The following is a 17650-nucleotide window of genomic DNA, read 5'->3' on the forward strand; positions in this document are numbered from 1 at the left end:
TCCGGCGAGTTACTTCTGCAGGCAAGGTTAAGGACTGAAAGTCTGGAGCCGAAGGGAAACCAAGGGTTAATAGCCCGTCAAGTCTGCATGAGTATACCCGAAACCGGGTGATCTATCCATGTCCAGGTTGAAGCCGCCGTAAAAGGTGGTGGAGGACCGAACACACATCTGTTGAAAAAGGTGGTGATGAGGTGTGGATAGGGGAGAAATTCCAATCGAACCCGGAGATAGCTGGTTCTCCTCGAAATAGCTTTAGGGCTAGCCTCGATATAGATTAACGGAGGTAGAGCACTGAATTGCCTAGGGGGCGTCAAAGCTTACCGAAGCATATCAAACTCCGAATGCCGTATAATTGTTTATCGGGAGTCAGACTGCACGAGATAAGTTGGGTAGTCAAAAGGGAAAGAGCCCAGACCACCAGCTAAGGTCCCAAAGTGCGTGTTAAGTGGAAAAGGATGTGGGATTTCGAAGACAACTAGGATGTTGGCTCAGAAGCAGCCATACATTCAAAGAGTGCGTAATAGCTCACTAGTCGAGAGGTCCTGCGCCGAAAATGTCCGGGGCTAAAACACGTCACCGAAGCTGTGGAATTACACTAGTTGTAATTGGTAGAGGAGCATTCTTAAAACGACGAAGCGTTACCGTAAGGAGGCGTGGAGATTTAAGAAGAGAGAATGCCGGAATGAGTAGCGAGATAGAAGTGAGAATCTTCTAGGCCGAATATCCAAGGTTTCCGGGGTAAAGCTGATCTGCCCCGGGTAAGTCGGGACCTAAGGCGAGGCCGAAAGGCGTAGTCGATGGACAACAGGTTGATATTCCTGTACCTTATATAGACAGAACTGTGGGGACACGGAAGGGTAGGAAGAGCCGGGAATGGAAAAACCGGTTCAAGCACAAAGGTTAGTCTGGGAGGCAAATCCCCCGGATGTTACTGAAGTGTGATGAGGAGCGAATTTAAAGTAGTGAAGCTTCCGAACCCATGCCGTCAAGAAAATCCGCTATTGTTCTATGTAAGCCCGTACCGTAAACCGACACAGGTGGATGAGGAGAGAATCCTAAGGCCGACGGGAGAAGCATTGTTAAGGAACTCGGCAAAATAACCCCGTAACTTCGGGAGAAGGGGTGCCTACGCAAGTAGGCCGCAGAGAAATGGCCCAAGCAACTGTTTAGCAAAAACACAGGTCTATGCAAAACCGTAAGGTGAAGTATATGGGCTGACGCCTGCCCGGTGCTGGAAGGTTAAGGGGAGAGGTTAGGAGCAATCCGAAGCTTTGAACTTAAGCCCCAGTAAACGGCGGCCGTAACTATAACGGTCCTAAGGTAGCGAAATTCCTTGTCAGGTAAGTTCTGACCCGCACGAAAGGCGTAATGATTTGGGCACTGTCTCGACAATGCACCCGGTGAAATTGAAATACCAGTGAAGATGCTGGTTACCCGCGCCAGGACGGAAAGACCCCATGGAGCTTTACTCTAGCTTGATACTGGGATCCGGTAATGCATGCACAGGATAGGTGGGAGGCTGTGAAGTTGTAACTCTGGTTACGATGGAGCCACTGTTGGGATACCACCCTTGTGTTACTGGATTTCTAACATTCAGCCGTAATCCGGCTGGTGGACAATGTCAGGTGGGGAGTTTGACTGGGGCGGTCGCCTCCGAAAGGGTATCGGAGGCGCTCAAAGGTCTTCTCAGAATGGTTGGAAACCATTCGAAGAGTGCAAAGGCAGAAGAAGGCTTGACTGTGACACCGACGGGTGGAGCAGGTACGAAAGTAGGACTTAGTGATCCGGTGGTATAAAGTGGGATTGCCATCGCTCAACGGATAAAAGCTACCCTGGGGATAACAGGCTTATCACTCCCAAGAGTTCACATCGACGGAGTGGTTTGGCACCTCGATGTCGGCTCATCGCATCCTGGGGCTGTAGTAGGTCCCAAGGGTTGGGCTGTTCGCCCATTAAAGCGGTACGCGAGCTGGGTTCAGAACGTCGTGAGACAGTTCGGTCCCTATCCGGCGTGGGCGCAGGATATTTGAGAGGAGCTGACCTTAGTACGAGAGGACCGGGTTGGACGAACCACTGGTGCATCGGTTGTCATACCAATGGCATGGCCGAGTAGCCAAGTTTGGAAGGGATAAACGCTGAAGGCATCTAAGCGTGAAGCCCCCCTCAAGATAAGATATCCCATAGCATAAGCTAGTAAGACCCCTGGAAGACTACCAGGTAGATAGGACAAAGGTGGAAGTGCGGTAACGTATGTAGCTGATTGTTACTAATAGGTCGAGGGCTTGACCTTAAAAGGTTTACAGTAAAACGAACAAAACGTTCGTAATGGATGGAACATTTTCGTGTGTAGATAAAGTCAATTGAATAAGAAATAACTTAGCTCAAAGCTTAATGCTTTGGGTTTTTTTGTGTTTGAATATTATGGGTAAGTTGAGTAAATGGAATTAAATAAATACATTAAATATGGGTTTTACTACCAGAAGAATGCACTTTGCTATGTATTGTATCAAGAGAATTATCGAGTAACTTGAATTACGAAACAAAAATAGGAGGGGAGATCCCTCCCGTTTTTGTTTTGAAAGTTCAATTACTTCTTATACGAAAGTTATCTATTGAAATATAATATAAAATGTTTATAATATATATGAAAACAATTTTATATAACATTTACATTAATCAACCCTATTTAGTGGCTCATATATTCTTAATATAGATAGTCGGAATTTACTTAAGCGTAGAGAATTAATTGCATATAACTTTTAGGTTTTCAGTATTAAAAACTAGAATAATGTGGTAATAATAGACATTTTATTGTATTATAAAAAAGACTAATCGAAACATTTGATATTTATTTGACTTGTAACGGGAATTACCTGTGTTTATATAATAGGAAAGAGAAGGATGAGAAACGAAATGAAGGCAAGTATAAGATTAATAAGTGACATCACAGGGTATTCGCTGGCAACTGTTTCAAATGCACTTAATAAGAAAAAAGGGGTAAATCAGAATACTTCGGAGGAAATATTTCGCGTTGCGAGAGAAATAGGATATTTAGATAATAATTCAATCAATAAAATCAAGCTTGTTATCTATAAGAAAAACGGTCTGATTATTGATGATACGCCGTTTTTTACATTGTTAATTAGTGGTATAGAACAGGAATGTCGGGAAGCAGGCTATGAACTGGTTATTGGCAATTTGGACGCAAGAGATTCGGAGTTTCAAGAAAAAGTGAAACTTTTACTAAACGAGCAAGGGACTGCGGTTATTCTATTGGGTACAGAGCTTTCTCCTGAAGAATTGACAATATTTAAAGACTCACAATATCCCATACTTCTGTTGGATTATTGGAGCTATGACATGGACTTTAATGGAGTATTGATTAATAATGATGATTCGGCACGTAAGGCGGTTAATTATCTTATCAACAAAGGACATAATAAAATTGGGTATTTGAAAGGTAGTTTTCGAATACTCGGTTTTGAGCAGAGACAAGCAGGCTATTTTACTGCGATGAGAGAGAAGAACAAGGAAATTAACTCTAAGTATATAATTGAACTTAGTACAACAATGAATGGAGCATATAAGGATATGCTTGAATATTTGAATATAAATTTTGAACTTCCGACCGCATTTTTTGCAGATAATGATATGATTGCACTCGGGGCGATGAAAGCATTGCAGGAAAAAGGCTATCACATCCCAGAAGACATATCAATTATCGGCTTTGACGATCTGTCATTTTGCGATATTTCTTCTCCTCGCTTGACTAGTTTGCGTGTACCAAAAGAAGAAATGGGTCGATTAGCGGTTAGGAAGGTTATCGATATGGTCAATAGTAAGGACAATATACGTTCTAAGATTCAGGTATGTACTGAATTTATCGAGCGAGATAGTGTCAAAGAGATAGAACAGTAGATATTAATAGGTTTCTAGAACATTCGCCTTAAAAATCATCACCCTGGGGCAATGAAGATACAGAAGGAATTCTTGCAATCCTTCATAAATATGAGATTAAAGCAACATTTTTTGTAACAGGAGACTGGGCAAAGCGGTATCCTAAAGAACTAAAAGCGATTGCTAAAGCTGGGCATGATATTGGAAATCATAGTGAAGATCATAAATCAATGGTAACTCTTTCTGAAAAGCAATGTGTCAATGAAATCATGCAAGTACATAAACAAGTGAAGCAGTTAACCGGTATTAATATGAACTTATTTCGATCCCCTTATGGAGATTATAATAATACAGTCCTATCAACAGCGAGGGATTGTGGGTATTATGCGATTCAATGGGATGTTGATACCTATGACTGGAAGGGCTACACCGCACAGTGCATTATCAATCGGACTCTTAATAATGACAGCTTAAGTAACGGTTCTATAATCCTTTTGAACGACGGATCAAACAATACGATTGAGGCACTGGATGGGATTATCACCGGTTTGCAAAAGAAGGGGTATGAGATTGTTCCGGTATCAAAGTTGATCTATAAGAAGAATTATGTCGTTGATATGAATGGGATGCAGAAGGAACGATAGGTAATAATTAGATAGTTTTTAAGAACTGATAGATTTGGTATTTGTTTTTTACGCGGAATCAATAATGTTAATGTTACTGATTCTGTATAGAAAAAACTTGCATGTAATAGAGATTTATAATATTTATAAAGCTGAAAAGTAATGGTCTTGGACCGGCTTTTCAGCTTATTTTATTATGAATAAAAATTTTGTAGTTATTTTAATATATTTGACGATTTTTAGAAATGGTAATATAATGAAATTATAGGGAGATTTGTTTTAATGCAACATTACTGCGTACATAATAGGGAGGAAAAGAAGAATATGGAACCAATGGATAACAAGCAGGATCAAGAACAAAATAATGATTTGAATTCTCTAAATCATCAATCTAATGAAGGGACTAACGAAGCGAATAGAGAATATTCGCAAAATTCACAATTTAATAATAGTGCTAAAAAAAGAGGTTTTTTGACTAAGAAAATTATTATAGGTGGCGCTCTAGTCTGCTTTATTATTATAATTGGTATTATTACTTCATGGTTTTTAATCATGAATGGGAAATATAATCACGCAAGCAAATTATATAATAATAAGGAATATACGAAAGCAATCGATGCATTTAGTGAGTTGGGTGGTTTTAAAGATAGTAATGATATGAAGAAAAAAAGTATGTATGACCAACTTATAGCGACAATAACTAACCACGCAAAAAACGGTGAGTGGCAAGAAATGAAAAAGGTAATTGAGGGGAAAGATCCCTCTATTAAGAATACGGATTTGCTTGACCAATTATCATCGACATTAAGAGATATACTCACTAATGCATTTATGCTGAATGAGGCTGATTCTAAGCTGCAGGATGCTCAGGATAATTGGAAAGTTAAGCAAAGTGAGTTAGAATCATTGATTAAAAATATCGATTCAGCCAAAAAAACGAAAGATTCTACTCATAATGATTACGCAGATGCAAAGAAGAAATATGATAATACAAAGGACAAATCGATTAAGATAAATGTATATATTATAGGACTTGTTGGTGAAGAAGATGGAGTGCAGGAATATGAGGTGGCTCCGGCGGAATATACTTCTTATGGAAAGATGCCAAGCTCTAAGCATGCAATATTATATACTGGATATACGAAGTATACTTCAAAGGGGTGGGCAAGCTTGAAGGTTATAAGTTTGGGTACGGAATCAGTAGAATTAAATGAAGATGCCGGTGGATTTACTCAGAAGTGGAAGAGTTATATGGAAAAAGACTATTACAACGATAAGTACGGAAATAGTGCATATGAGGATATGAAAAACGCAAAGGATAAGTACGATGCAGAATTGAAGAACTATAACAATCTTGTAAAATCGAAAAGTAGTTTGGAAAATGAAGTTACGAAGCTTGGTGGTATATATACTGATGTAAAATCTGCATATGACAAAGTAAAGCAGGAGTATGATACAACAGCTACATCATTATCAGGAAAGATAGGGGATTTGCTGGGACTAGGGTTGGCACCGGCTAATTAACATTTAGTTACTTTAGAAAATTGGTGTCTTTATAGAACATAGAATTATCAGGGCTTGCATTCATATTGATGCAGGCCCTTTGTTTTTATCATATTAAATAAACAACTTCTTTAGTTTGGGAATATGAGTATATTTTATCAAGTAGATATGGATGATCAACTAAAAAGTTTAACATTAAGATCCGCATCTGTAATCTTTTGACAAATGAGTATAAATATGTTAGTTTCTAATTATATAGCATATGGGAAAAATGACCTATCATATATTCAAGTTCCAATAAAGGGGGAAAGCAATGAAAAAACAATGGAGTTTAGGTTTTATGTTTACTTTCATAATTATGCTAGCTATGTTAACCTTTAATATGGTGAGTAAACGTGTGGATGCAGAGGTTACAAATACTGTTATAGCCACCAACACTACGTTGGGACAGAATGGGAGTAACTTATACGCAGGAATTTATCAGTATGATAATCTTACACTGGAAAATAACGTGCATGTAACATCAACAGGAATATCACAACTTGTAATTATTGTAAAGGGAACACTGACAATAAAAGAGGGTGCGGATATTAGAGTGAGAAATGGATACTATCCGGAAGCACCTCTTAATAATATTGCATTATTGACTACATCTAATTTCAATGCTTTTGGTATAAGCATGGGCAATTATAACCTATATCCCAACACATATGGTAAAGGTGGAAACGGAGGAGCAGGTGGAAAAGGAACTTCCGGTTCAAAAGCTGATTATAATGGTTGGGACGGCGGAGGCGGTGGCGGAGGCTACGGTGGAGGTTTAGGAGGGCAAGGTGGCGGAGCTTACGGCCAAGCTGGAGGGAATAATGGAGGACCAGGTGGCACAACCCGAGGATCAAATGGAGGGAGTGTTAATGTAAGAGGCGGCGGAGCAACCGGTGTGGGACAAAATGGTACCAGTGGGCAGTATGCTGGTAATGGTGGCATCGGTGGTGGTGGAAATGGCGGAGACGGTGGGAAAGGTTATCCCATCCAATTTTACTCACCGTCAATATATATTGGTGAAGGCGGCTCAGGCGGAGGCGGAGGCGGTTACGGCGGTGGAGTTTTGACGATCGTAGCTGATAAAATCGTAGTAGAGTCTTCTAAGGAGTGCTTTTTAGTATCAGGACAGCAGGGCGGCGCCAGTGGATTAAATGGAGGAGTGAGCGGAGCGAAGGGCGATGGTGGATTATTGGCCATCTACTCGAATTCTTATTCCTATTCTGACCGTAATTGGTCGTCAACAGATAAGCAATATGGACGTTACGAGACGAAGCCTTTATACGATGGAGGACATGGAGCTTTAGTTGGAGACCCTCAGGCAATTTTTATCAACGGAGTTCAATATGGAACAGGAGAAACGATACCATCTGTTGGCATCGGCTATAAGGTTACTTATAATTCAAATGGTGGAACACTTGTGAGCAGTAACGGAATTGTAAAATCAGGATCACTACTCACGAAGCCTAGTAATCCTATAAGGAATGGATATTATTTTGCTGGTTGGTATGATAGTACATTAACGAAGCCATGGAATTTCTCAAAGGATGTCGTGACATCAAATATCAATTTATATGCAAAATGGCTACGTACCTATACCGTGTCATTTATCAGTAACGGTGGTAGTGGTGTGAATGATATAACGAATGTCGTAAGTGGAAGTACCATTCCGAAACCGACTGATCCATCTAGAGCGGGTCGCAAATTTGCTGGTTGGTATATGGATAGTGCTTGTACCAATGAATGGCTGTTCAAAACAGATGTAATAACTTCTGATCTTGTCTTATATGCCAAGTGGGAAATCGCAGCAGTTGTAAAACCATCAATTGAAAAATCGTCAATTGTAGTATCATTTTCTCAAACTTCCTATGTATATGATGGGAAAACAAAATGTCCTGCTATAACCGTGAAAGATGGAGCGAAGAAGCTTTTACAGGGAACAGATTATACCGTATCCTATACTAATAATGTAAATGCCGGAACGGCAGGTGTAAAAATCGCGGGACGAGGTAACTATACTGGGAGTATTACGAAATACTTTGTAATTAAACCCGGAACGATGACCGGAATTATTGCAAAAGGAGAAAATGTACAGTATGATGGGAAAAACCATACATTGACAGTAACATTCCTGTCAGGAGCTGCGATAACTTACAGCAGAGATGGAAAAACCTTCAGTAAAACAAAGCCTACGTTTAAATCGGTTGGAAGTTATAAAGTCTTCTATAAAATTAGTAGAGCAAATTACAATACGGTAACCGCAAGTGTGATAGTAAAAATAACACCAAAGAATATCAGTAAGATGAGTTTGACACTTTCGAAATCAAGTTATGTGTACACGGGAAAGGCATTAAAACCTACGGTGACATTAAAGAATACCGGTACTACGATTGCTACATCAAACTATAAGATTAGTTACAAGAGTAATACGAATCCGGGAATTGCTACGGTAAGTATAACTGGTAAAGGGAACTATACCGGAACAATATCCAAAACCTTTATTATTAAACCAAAGGCAGCAGCTATTACAGTAAAAAGCGGAAGCAAATATGCAAACATTGGGTGGAAAAAAGTTGTGGGAGCTCAAGGATATGAAGTGTATATGGCTACCAGTGCAAAAGGGGTATATCAAAAGGTGAATACTGCAGATATATCAAAGTCGGGTTTTGTTAAAAAAGGACTAACAAGTAAAAAGACCTATTACTTCAAAGTAAGAACGTTTACAAAAGTGGGAAAGACAATGATATATGGCGATTTTTCGAATGTATTATCTGTGAAAGTGAAATAATCTGGTTAATGGACTACTATTCCAGAGATGAAAACTTATCATTTATTATTAAAAAATCACCTACCTAATGAGAACTCTTTTTATTAACTCATTAGGTAGGTGATTTTATTTACCAGGTCAAATAACTATCAGTAATAGTAGAATGTCTTCTCCCGGATTTTTCTCGCAATTCTTTTTTGATTTCTTCAGGAACCAATCCGTTAAATGCTTTACCAAGTTTGGTAGTTAAATCATTTTTGCAATTCTTACAAAAGCGGCCGGTCTTTATCGTTGATCCGCATATTTCACAGTCAATACCTAAGGGGGAGTCGGGTGTAAATTCTAATCTCTCCTCACGTACCCACTTAACGATCTGATGTGTTGATACGTCATTTACCTCGGCAATACGCTGGATGGTTGCACCGGGATTATCATATAAATAATCTTTTACTTTCTCAAATTTCTCTTCCATTATACTCGCACATTTCGTACAAAATTGTGGGCCGTACTGATATAAAAAAAGCCTGCCACAATTCTTACAATTAATTGTATCCATATATAGTTCCTTTCTGGAAAAATCATTTATTTAAATAAAGCATTATGTATACTACTATCCTAAGATGTTTCATTGATATATATGAATTATAAGCTATGCTAAAGAATATATGTAGCAATATAAATGATTATGTGATTTCTTAATATATTTTATCATTTTTTGCCAAAAAATCAAACGTTTTTATTTGTCAATAGTAAATATATGTTATAAAAACTGATTTTTCTGATCTATTCCATAAAAAATGTTATTTATTAGTAGCATTTTTAATGATATTATTTAACATCCGAAATAGTAATTTAGTTTATAGGTAGCCATATTTTAACTAACTGATTAAAATTTAACAATATTTTAATGATTTTGCCATTTGGATGGTATATAATGAGAATACAAATTTCTAGATAATAAAATTTTATTGATTAAAAGCAAAGGTTACGTAATTAACGTACATAAGCTTGAAAAAAAAGAAACACAGAATAATGCTTTCATATCGGGAGGAGTATGATGAAAAAGAACCGCAACAAGAATTACACAATGTATTGGTTTGTTGCAATCAGCGGGGTTATGACAATTCCTGCGGCCATTATCATTATAAAGAATATGAATGGTGGGAATCTGTTGAAAACAATTGCAATTGTGCTTACATTCGTAATACTACTATTTGCTATCATTTTTTTATACAAAATCATATTCGGGGTTTCGGTTCAGGAGATAACAAGTGAAGAAAAAGTGACTGAACTTGATCGAATTGATAATGAGATTGAAAAATTTGCAAAGCAGTATAGAAATCCTCAGATAGTAAAGGAGGCTTCTATCGCCCGGTCGCAGATTCAAAAGTTTAAACGAAGAAGGAATGTGCTGCTTCAGGTTGCCGGCGTGAATACCCAGGAGAATGAATCCGGAGCCATAACAGACATTATACAAACGGTTGAGGATGCTTTGGCTGTTAATATGGAACGATTATCGAATCGAATTGAAATCTTTGATGACGAGGGATCTCCGGAGAGTATTCGACAAAACCTTGACTTTGTGAATGAGCAGATTAAGAAATGTAATGATATTCTGATGGAGTTTGAAACATTGATTACTGAGATGTCCAGAATCGGAGAAGTAAAACAGGAAAAGGATGTTAGTAAATTAAGAGATATGGTAAACGCGATGCAAAGCCTTAATCAGGATAGTAATGATGAGATTGATGATTTAACTAAAAAATATGAGGGAGAGATGAATAAATGAATCGAGGTAATATGATTAAATTTATGGTAGGGATCGGAGCGTTATTTGTAGTGGTGCTTATCCTTGTAACTGCAATAAGCTCATTAACCGGAGCTTCTAATAAAAAACAGAATGATAAAAAGCTCGAAACCTACATAAGCAAAAGTGAAAGTGAGAAGATTGACTATCTAATGAAGTCTATTACTGTGAACACAGCTAGTCCCAGAAAAGCATCGATTAATCTGGAACCTGCTTCTCTTTATGACGAGCTACCTGATATATCAAAATATCCGTTAGTAGTAGAGGGTAAAGGAGATATCAATATTGAAATTTGTGCCAGTCCGGAAAAATCAGGTGAGAATAAAGACGGTTGGATGAATGAAGTTGCCAAAAAGTTTAACGAACAGAATTACAATGTGAATGGTAAATCGGTCTCTGTCTCCATTCGTAATATCTCCTCCGGTCAGGGTGCAGATTATATTCTCTCTAAAAAATATACTCCTGATGCATTTGCACCGTCCTCAATATTATGGGGTAATCTAATTAAAGCCCAGGGTGGAACTGTGAATATCGTTTCAAACAAGTTAGTTGGTAACGTTGCAGGAATATTAGTAAATGACGCTACCAAGAAGAAGTTGGAGTCAAGTTATGGGAAGGCTGATATAGCTGCGGTATTAAAGGCAGTAGAAAAGAATGAGATGATGATGGGTTATACAAATCCTCTGGCAAGTTCCACCGGCTTGAACTTCTTATTAAGTACCTTAGCTCACAGTGACAGTAAGAACTTGCTAAGTGATAAAGCAAAGACAGGTTTCACGAACTTCCAGAATAATGTACCCTTTGTTGCTTATACCACGATGCAGATGAGAGAGAGTGCTGCTTCGGGGAAATTAGACGGAATGGTTATGGAATACCAAACCTATCAAAATGATCCTGAATTAAAGAAATACGAATTTATACCATTTGGAATCCGACATGATAATCCATTATATAAGGTAGGAACACTAACCGCAGATAAAGAACAGGTGCTTAATAAGTTTGCTGATTTTTGTGCAAACAAGGATTCTCAAAAGCTTGCGACCGAGTACGGCTTTAATGGTTTAGATAGCTATAAAGGCGAGAATTACGAAACAAACGGCGCAACTGTATTACAGGCGCAGCAATTGTGGAAAGCGAATAAGGACGGCGGTAAGGACATCATAGCAGTATTCGTAGCCGATGTCAGCGGAAGCATGGATGGAGATCCGCTATCCCAGCTTAAGAAGAGCTTAATTAATGGTGCTCAGTACATCAATGATAACAATTACGTTGGTTTGGTAAGCTATAGCTCAGGAGTAACGAAGGAGGTTCCGATTGGTAAGTTCGATCTCAATCAACGAGCTTATTTTCAGGGAGCGGTTGAGGACCTAACGGCTAGTGGCGGTACAGCGACCTATGATGGAATAACGGTTGCAATCGATATGCTGGAGAAAGCGAAAAAGGATAAACCGAATGCGAAAGTGATGCTATTCTTACTAAGTGATGGAGAGACGAATGAAGGAATTAAATTTGATTATGCACAACCTCTGATTGCACAAAGTAAAATCCCTGTTTATACCATCGGATATAATAAGGATATTGCAGCATTGCAAAAGATATCCAATATCAATGAAGCCTCTAGTATTAACGCGGATTCAGATGATGTTATATATAAGATAAAGAGTTTATTTAATGCACAGATGTAATTAATACTTAGGGTGTCAAAAGCAATTATCTATGATCAAATTAGTTGTGTATATTAACGATAAAATCATAGTAGTGAAGCTTTTGGCACCTTTATTAATTATTATAATGAAAACAATATATAGAAGAATAGTAATTCACAACATCTATGGCTTGCGTTTTCTTTCAAATTATGATATATACAACCTTATAACAATTAATTTGTTTTGAAAGGATTGATAGATAGAATGGGTTTGAATGAGACACCTTCAGCAGATAGAATACATATTGGTTTTTTTGGAAGAAGAAATGCAGGAAAGTCAAGCATTGTGAATGCAGTCACAGGTCAAGAATTGGCAGTGGTGTCTGACGTAAAGGGAACAACAACAGATCCGGTTTATAAGGCGATGGAGCTGCTTCCGATTGGTCCTGTTATGATTATCGATACACCTGGAATTGATGATGTTGGAATGCTTGGTGAACTTCGAATTCGCAAGACGAAGCAGGTATTGAATAAGACGGATGTGGCGGTCCTGGTAGTTGATTCCACTGTAGGAATCTCACCTGAGGATGAGGAACTGATACAGTTCTTTAAGGAAAAGAATATTAATTATATCATTGTTTGTAATAAATCTGATTTACTTGAGGCTGTTCCGGCAGCGAAAGAGCATGAAATCTATGTAAGTGCTAAGGAGAAAAGCAATATCGAAGTATTAAAAGAAAAGATTGCATCACTTGCTCCGGTAGAAAATCAGAAGTTAAAAATCGTGGCGGATTTAATTAATCCTTCTGATTTTGTAGTTTTGGTTACCCCGATTGACAAGGCAGCACCGAAGGGAAGATTAATCTTACCCCAGCAGCAGACGATTCGTGATATATTAGAAGCAGATGCTACCGCAATCGTGGTGAAGGAGTATGAGCTGAGAGAAACACTTGCGAATCTTGGGAAGAAACCGAAGCTTGTCATCACGGATAGTCAGGTATTTGCTAAGGTTTCTGCGGATACACCAAAGGATATTATGCTGACTTCCTTTTCGATTCTTTTTGCCAGATACAAGGGTTTACTTGAAGAGGCAGCGAAAGGTGCAGCTGCAATCGAAAAGCTGGAAGATGGGGATACGGTATTAATCTCTGAGGGTTGTACCCATCACCGCCAATGTGATGATATTGGTCAGGTGAAGCTACCAAGATGGATCAAAAATTATACAGGCAAACAATTGAACTTTGAATTTACCTCCGGCGGAGAGTTTTATGAGGATCTTACGAAGTATAAGTTGATTGTACATTGTGGAGGATGCATGTTACCGGAGAGAGAAGTGAGATTTCGCATGAAATGTGCAGCAGATCAGTCAACACCAATTACGAATTATGGTATATTGATCGCCTATATGCAGGGCATACTGGAGAGAAGTTTAGAACCGTTCCCACACATTTTAGCAGAAATCGAGGAATAAAAAGATGCGTAAGGAAAAAGATAAGATTGGAGAGTTAGAGCTGGCGGAAGATGTTGCTTACGGACTTCAAACTGCTAGGGCTAAGGACAACTTTGCACTGGACTATAGACGAACCAACTTAAAGCTTATATATAATATAGTAAGAATTAAAAAGGCAGCAGCACTGACTTACTTGAAATTAAACATCGGATCAAAGGAAGTTTACGAAGCCATCGTTGAGGCTTGTAGCTTGATTTTGCATGGTGATGCGGATGACTACTTTATCGTGGATGCGCTTCAAGGTGGGGCTGGTACCTCTACCAATATGAATGTAAATGAAGTGATTGCCAATCTTGCGTTAAAACAAGTGGGAAAATCCTACGGAGAATATTCTTATATCCACCCTCTTGATGATGTAAATCGTGGACAATCAACAAACGATGTATATCCAACCGCTCTTCGTATGGCGGCAATTGAATTGCTCCGAGATTTGAGTGAGGGTTGTGCGAAGCTTCAACAGGCTCTTCAGCTAAAAGAGAACGAGTTTGACGATATTAAGAAACTGGGACGAACCGAATTAATGGATGCGATACCGATTACGTTAGGCTCAGAATTCGGCGCATATGCACAAGCAATCGCACGTGACCGTTGGAGAATCTATAAGGTGGAGGAACGTTTACGCCAGGTAAATATCGGTGGCACTGCGGTTGGTACCTCGAATAACGCGGAGCGAAAATACCGTTTCGGTATCATCGAAGAGTTACGCAGCATGACGGATATCGGATTGGCTGTTGCGGAATATCCGATGGATATCACTCAGAACAATGATGTATTTGTTGAAGTGTCCGGGCTGCTAAAGGCATTGGCGGTCAACTTAATCAAGATATCCAATGACCTGCGATTGATGAATTCCGGACCACATGGAGGGTTTGGAGAGATTAAACTTGCGGCGATGCAGATGGGCAGCACAATTATGCCAGGCAAAATCAATCCGGTTATTCCTGAGATGGTGATGCAAACCGGCATGAAAGTGATTGCAAATGACAGCGCAATATCGATGGCAGCAGCACATGGCGAATTTGAATTAAATGCATTCTTACCTCTGATAGCAGATTCCTTATTAGAGAGCTTGTCTTTGCTGATCAATTCTGTTTCATTATTTCGAACAAAATGTATTGATTTAATTGAGCCGGATCGTGAAAGATGCGAAGAATTATTAAATCGTTCCTATGCATTTGCAACCGGATACACCGCAAAGCTTGGATATGATGTAGTAAGCAAGGTAATTGCAGAACATAAAGGCAAAGCGGATTTAATCAGAGAGACCTTAAAGGAATTGTCAAAAGATATAGATTAATAGACTGTCAAAAGTTCTGGATTAAGGAATTGTCAGAAGACTTGGGTTATAGATACAGGGCATAGAAACAAGTTAAAAGGAACAAGATGAAAGACTAGGTAAAATGATATAGGTTACAGTAATAGATGACTTAGTTATCATGTTTATAGATTTGTTGACATAATATAAACGAATAGGCTGCAGAAAACCACTAATTATAAGGAGGCTCACTAATGAAAACAAGAAGAGAAAAGGGTAAATATTCAACCGCAAGATTAGTACTTGGAATTATATCAATTGTGTTATTTTTTGTTATCGCTTTACAATCATTTGTAGTGCTTGTTGATCATGCATTATCAGCAAATGCAGATCGAAGTGGAATGCTAGGAATATTGGTAGCGTTATTCGTGCTGGTTGCAGGAATTATCGGGATTGCGACAAGGAATTCCAGGGCAAATGTCGGTTCTATCATCAGTACAGTATTGTATGGTGCAGGAGGAATCGTATCCTTTTGTGGTACCAATGCTTATTTAGGTTTAAGAATATGGGGTGTAGTAGTTCTTAGCTTTGGAGTTGTATTTTTACTCTCCAGTATTCAAAAGAAGAAAGTACCTTTTTAAATTATTTTGAGCTTTTTGTTAAATCTGCTAAGGAAATCAAAAGTTAATGAAAGATTATATATGAAATAAAGAAGCATCATTCTCGGGAGCGAGATTTTCACCTTCCTAAGAATAATGCTTCTTTTATAATAAAAATTTGTTCTACTAGTTGTCATCAATAACTTGTATGCCAGATATAAAATTATTTTTTACGGTAAATTAAATCGATAACTTAATATAAAATATTTGTATAAAAGAGACAGAATATGGAATGATCTTTTGTCGATAATTCAGATATATGAAACTAGAGTATTATGGTAAAATTCTTGGGAGGAACTTCAGAGGTTATAATGATTTTATTTACTTTATTTATTGAAAAGTTGAGGAAGTCAAAAATTTTCATTACTATTAATGCTGCAGCTTGACGGAGGAATGGGGATTATTATGAAGTTAAAATTGATGTTCATAAAGGTTAGAACATTGGCACATACAACCAATTTGTTTTTGTCAACGTTTATTCTGTTTTGGAGTATGGTGATATTTGGGTTCGTTTCTCTTGTCTTGTTTGGTAGTAATCTTATTATTTTGGACAAACAGATATTACCAATCTTGCATTTGTATCAAATTAGTAATTTGGGAAGTGCAATCTGCGGTGTCCTTTTTGTTTTATGGCTTTTATTATCACTTGATATTTCATATAACATAGCTACTAAAAAATTCGAACACTCCTTTATGCTGTTACATAAGAGTTGCAATCCTGAGCCTTCGATTTTAATGTTGCAAAGAAATATTAAAAGGTGTTCAGTTAAATTGAAAACGGATCGTTTTTATTTGCTTTTTTTATTGGTTATTTCTTACTTGCATCATGGGGATTATAATAAATTAGTACCAATTCTTGATGAGCTTGAAAGTTTAGCAATTAATTTAGAAACAAAAGTTCATTACTATGAAATAGTATCCAATTATTATATCCGTATAAAAGATGTTGATAATGCTAATATTTTTTTGACTAGCTTTAGAGAAACAATTGATTTGAACATATCGCCAGAAATTAAAAAAAAGTATTTTGATTCATACACTGATAAAGTGAACAAATATAATTTGTTGATTGGAAAAATTGAAGGGTTAGAAGAAATTTATATGAATAACTTTAACAATGCGGAGGATCGATTAAGGAAAGTTATAGCAAAGTTTAATTTATCAGAAGTATTTATAAAAAATGATCAAATAGAAAAAGCAAAAGAAGCTCTAAAATATGTTGCAATGCATGGTAATACGACAGTGTATGCAGTTGAAGCAAAAGATACACTCCAGAGATTACAATACTATGGCTATTAGTCCTATACGCCAGCTCAATATCTGACGACCTGACTGGTGGTGACGATAATAAATTAAGGAGGGATATTATGGAAAATGTTTATATTAAAAGATGTAATTATGTAATACAACGGCTTTTGAGGATTACTGTATGTGTCACAGCTATCATGGTAGTTATATCGTTAATGAGTAGCTGCGCGGTCGGAAGGACACATACATATGGTGATTTTCAGTATTCGAATGACGCAAAGGCTAGATCTGGTATATGTAAATATATAGGAAAAGGCGGAGACGTAGTTATCCCTTCAGATATTGAAGGACCGGTAGCAAGCATTTATGAAAGTGCATTTTCAGGATGCAAAAACATGACATCAGTGAAAATACCGAACGGTATTAAATTTATTAATGATCATTCGTTTGGTGACTGTACAGGCTTAACTTCAGTAATACTTCCAAGTAGTATACAAACTGTTTGGGATAATGCGTTTAGTGGTTGCACAAATTTACAATCAGTATACTTTGAAGGAGATGTGCCTGCACTGGGTAAAGATGTGTTTGCAGGAACGCCCTCAGATTTCACAATATACTATAAAGCTGATAAAGACGGATGGTCAGACAACTGGCATGGATATCATACAAAAGCATATTAGGCAATAAGTTGAGATTT

General features: G+C 37.8%; 11 protein-coding genes, 1 rRNA gene and 1 pseudogene (1 of these 13 running past the window's edge). 12 read left to right on the forward strand and 1 reads right to left on the reverse strand.

The window, feature by feature from the left end; translation table 11 throughout:
- From AC6IWN_RS03500 to AC6IWN_RS03520, 5 genes and pseudogenes are all read left to right on the forward strand, one after another.
- A 23S ribosomal RNA gene (locus tag AC6IWN_RS03500) occupies nucleotides 1-2290 on the forward strand; it begins 611 nt to the left of the window's first position.
- 611 nt (nucleotides 2291-2901) lie between these two features.
- Complete coding sequence (locus AC6IWN_RS03505) at nucleotides 2902-3918, forward strand: LacI family DNA-binding transcriptional regulator (protein WP_497990986.1); 1017 nt, start codon at nucleotides 2902-2904, stop codon at nucleotides 3916-3918.
- Between the two features lie 62 nt (nucleotides 3919-3980).
- Nucleotides 3981-4541 (forward strand): annotated as a pseudogene (locus AC6IWN_RS03510) (polysaccharide deacetylase family protein); the annotation flags it as partial.
- A gap of 303 nt (nucleotides 4542-4844) precedes the next feature.
- Entirely contained in the window at nucleotides 4845-6044 is a 1200-nt protein-coding gene (locus AC6IWN_RS03515; protein WP_497990987.1) for a hypothetical protein, read from the forward strand.
- Nucleotides 6045-6336: 292 nt separating this feature from the next.
- Nucleotides 6337-8850 carry an InlB B-repeat-containing protein gene (locus AC6IWN_RS03520; protein WP_497990988.1) on the forward strand — a complete coding sequence of 838 codons (2514 nt, stop codon included), beginning with the start codon at nucleotides 6337-6339 and terminating at the stop codon, nucleotides 8848-8850.
- A 109-nt stretch (nucleotides 8851-8959) separates the two neighbouring features.
- On the opposite strand, the gene AC6IWN_RS03525 is transcribed toward AC6IWN_RS03520, so the two are convergent.
- Complete coding sequence (locus tag AC6IWN_RS03525; RefSeq protein WP_497990989.1) at nucleotides 8960-9301, reverse strand: flagellar protein; 342 nt, start codon at nucleotides 9299-9301, stop codon at nucleotides 8960-8962.
- A 585-nt stretch (nucleotides 9302-9886) separates the two neighbouring features.
- Here AC6IWN_RS03525 and AC6IWN_RS03530 point away from each other — a divergent pair.
- The 7 genes from AC6IWN_RS03530 (at nucleotide 9887) to AC6IWN_RS03560 (ending at nucleotide 17633) form a co-directional block, all read left to right on the forward strand.
- Nucleotides 9887-10618 carry a hypothetical protein gene (locus tag AC6IWN_RS03530; RefSeq protein WP_497990990.1) on the forward strand — a complete coding sequence of 244 codons (732 nt, stop codon included), beginning with the start codon at nucleotides 9887-9889 and terminating at the stop codon, nucleotides 10616-10618.
- Nucleotides 10615-12321, forward strand: a complete 1707-nt coding sequence (locus AC6IWN_RS03535) for a vWA domain-containing protein (protein ID WP_497990991.1) — start codon at nucleotides 10615-10617, stop codon at nucleotides 12319-12321. The genes AC6IWN_RS03530 and AC6IWN_RS03535 overlap by 4 nt, the downstream gene beginning before the upstream one ends.
- A gap of 225 nt (nucleotides 12322-12546) precedes the next feature.
- On the forward strand, nucleotides 12547-13752 hold the full coding sequence (hydF, locus tag AC6IWN_RS03540; protein ID WP_497990992.1) for a [FeFe] hydrogenase H-cluster maturation GTPase HydF: 1206 nt from the start codon (nucleotides 12547-12549) through the stop codon (nucleotides 13750-13752).
- A 4-nt stretch (nucleotides 13753-13756) separates the two neighbouring features.
- Nucleotides 13757-15088 (forward strand): aspartate ammonia-lyase, encoded by a 1332-nt coding sequence (locus AC6IWN_RS03545; protein ID WP_497990993.1) that lies wholly within the window; start codon nucleotides 13757-13759, stop codon nucleotides 15086-15088.
- A 212-nt stretch (nucleotides 15089-15300) separates the two neighbouring features.
- Nucleotides 15301-15687, forward strand: coding sequence for a hypothetical protein (locus AC6IWN_RS03550; protein ID WP_497990994.1), 387 nt, complete (start codon nucleotides 15301-15303; stop codon nucleotides 15685-15687).
- Between the two features lie 423 nt (nucleotides 15688-16110).
- On the forward strand, nucleotides 16111-17004 hold the full coding sequence (locus AC6IWN_RS03555) for a tetratricopeptide repeat protein (RefSeq protein WP_497990995.1): 894 nt from the start codon (nucleotides 16111-16113) through the stop codon (nucleotides 17002-17004).
- A 68-nt stretch (nucleotides 17005-17072) separates the two neighbouring features.
- Nucleotides 17073-17633 (forward strand): leucine-rich repeat domain-containing protein, encoded by a 561-nt coding sequence (locus AC6IWN_RS03560; RefSeq protein WP_497990996.1) that lies wholly within the window; start codon nucleotides 17073-17075, stop codon nucleotides 17631-17633.
- Nucleotides 17634-17650 lie beyond the last annotated feature (17 nt).

This window comes from Variimorphobacter sp. HTMS_6 (genome assembly GCF_059717775.1).

Bases quoted from the DNA above. Each gene is read 5' to 3' on its own strand.
- AC6IWN_RS03505 (WP_497990986.1), top strand. From the start codon at position 2,902: ATGAGAAACGAAATGAAGGCAAGTATAAGATTAATAAGTGACATCACA.
- AC6IWN_RS03515 (WP_497990987.1), top strand. From the start codon at position 4,845: ATGGAACCAATGGATAACAAGCAGGATCAAGAACAAAATAATGATTTG.
- AC6IWN_RS03520 (WP_497990988.1), top strand. From the start codon at position 6,337: ATGAAAAAACAATGGAGTTTAGGTTTTATGTTTACTTTCATAATTATG.
- AC6IWN_RS03525 (WP_497990989.1), bottom strand. From the start codon at position 9,301: ATGGAAGAGAAATTTGAGAAAGTAAAAGATTATTTATATGATAATCCC.
- AC6IWN_RS03530 (WP_497990990.1), top strand. From the start codon at position 9,887: ATGAAAAAGAACCGCAACAAGAATTACACAATGTATTGGTTTGTTGCA.
- AC6IWN_RS03535 (WP_497990991.1), top strand. From the start codon at position 10,615: ATGAATCGAGGTAATATGATTAAATTTATGGTAGGGATCGGAGCGTTA.
- hydF (WP_497990992.1), top strand. From the start codon at position 12,547: ATGGGTTTGAATGAGACACCTTCAGCAGATAGAATACATATTGGTTTT.
- AC6IWN_RS03545 (WP_497990993.1), top strand. From the start codon at position 13,757: ATGCGTAAGGAAAAAGATAAGATTGGAGAGTTAGAGCTGGCGGAAGAT.
- AC6IWN_RS03550 (WP_497990994.1), top strand. From the start codon at position 15,301: ATGAAAACAAGAAGAGAAAAGGGTAAATATTCAACCGCAAGATTAGTA.
- AC6IWN_RS03555 (WP_497990995.1), top strand. From the start codon at position 16,111: ATGAAGTTAAAATTGATGTTCATAAAGGTTAGAACATTGGCACATACA.
- AC6IWN_RS03560 (WP_497990996.1), top strand. From the start codon at position 17,073: ATGGAAAATGTTTATATTAAAAGATGTAATTATGTAATACAACGGCTT.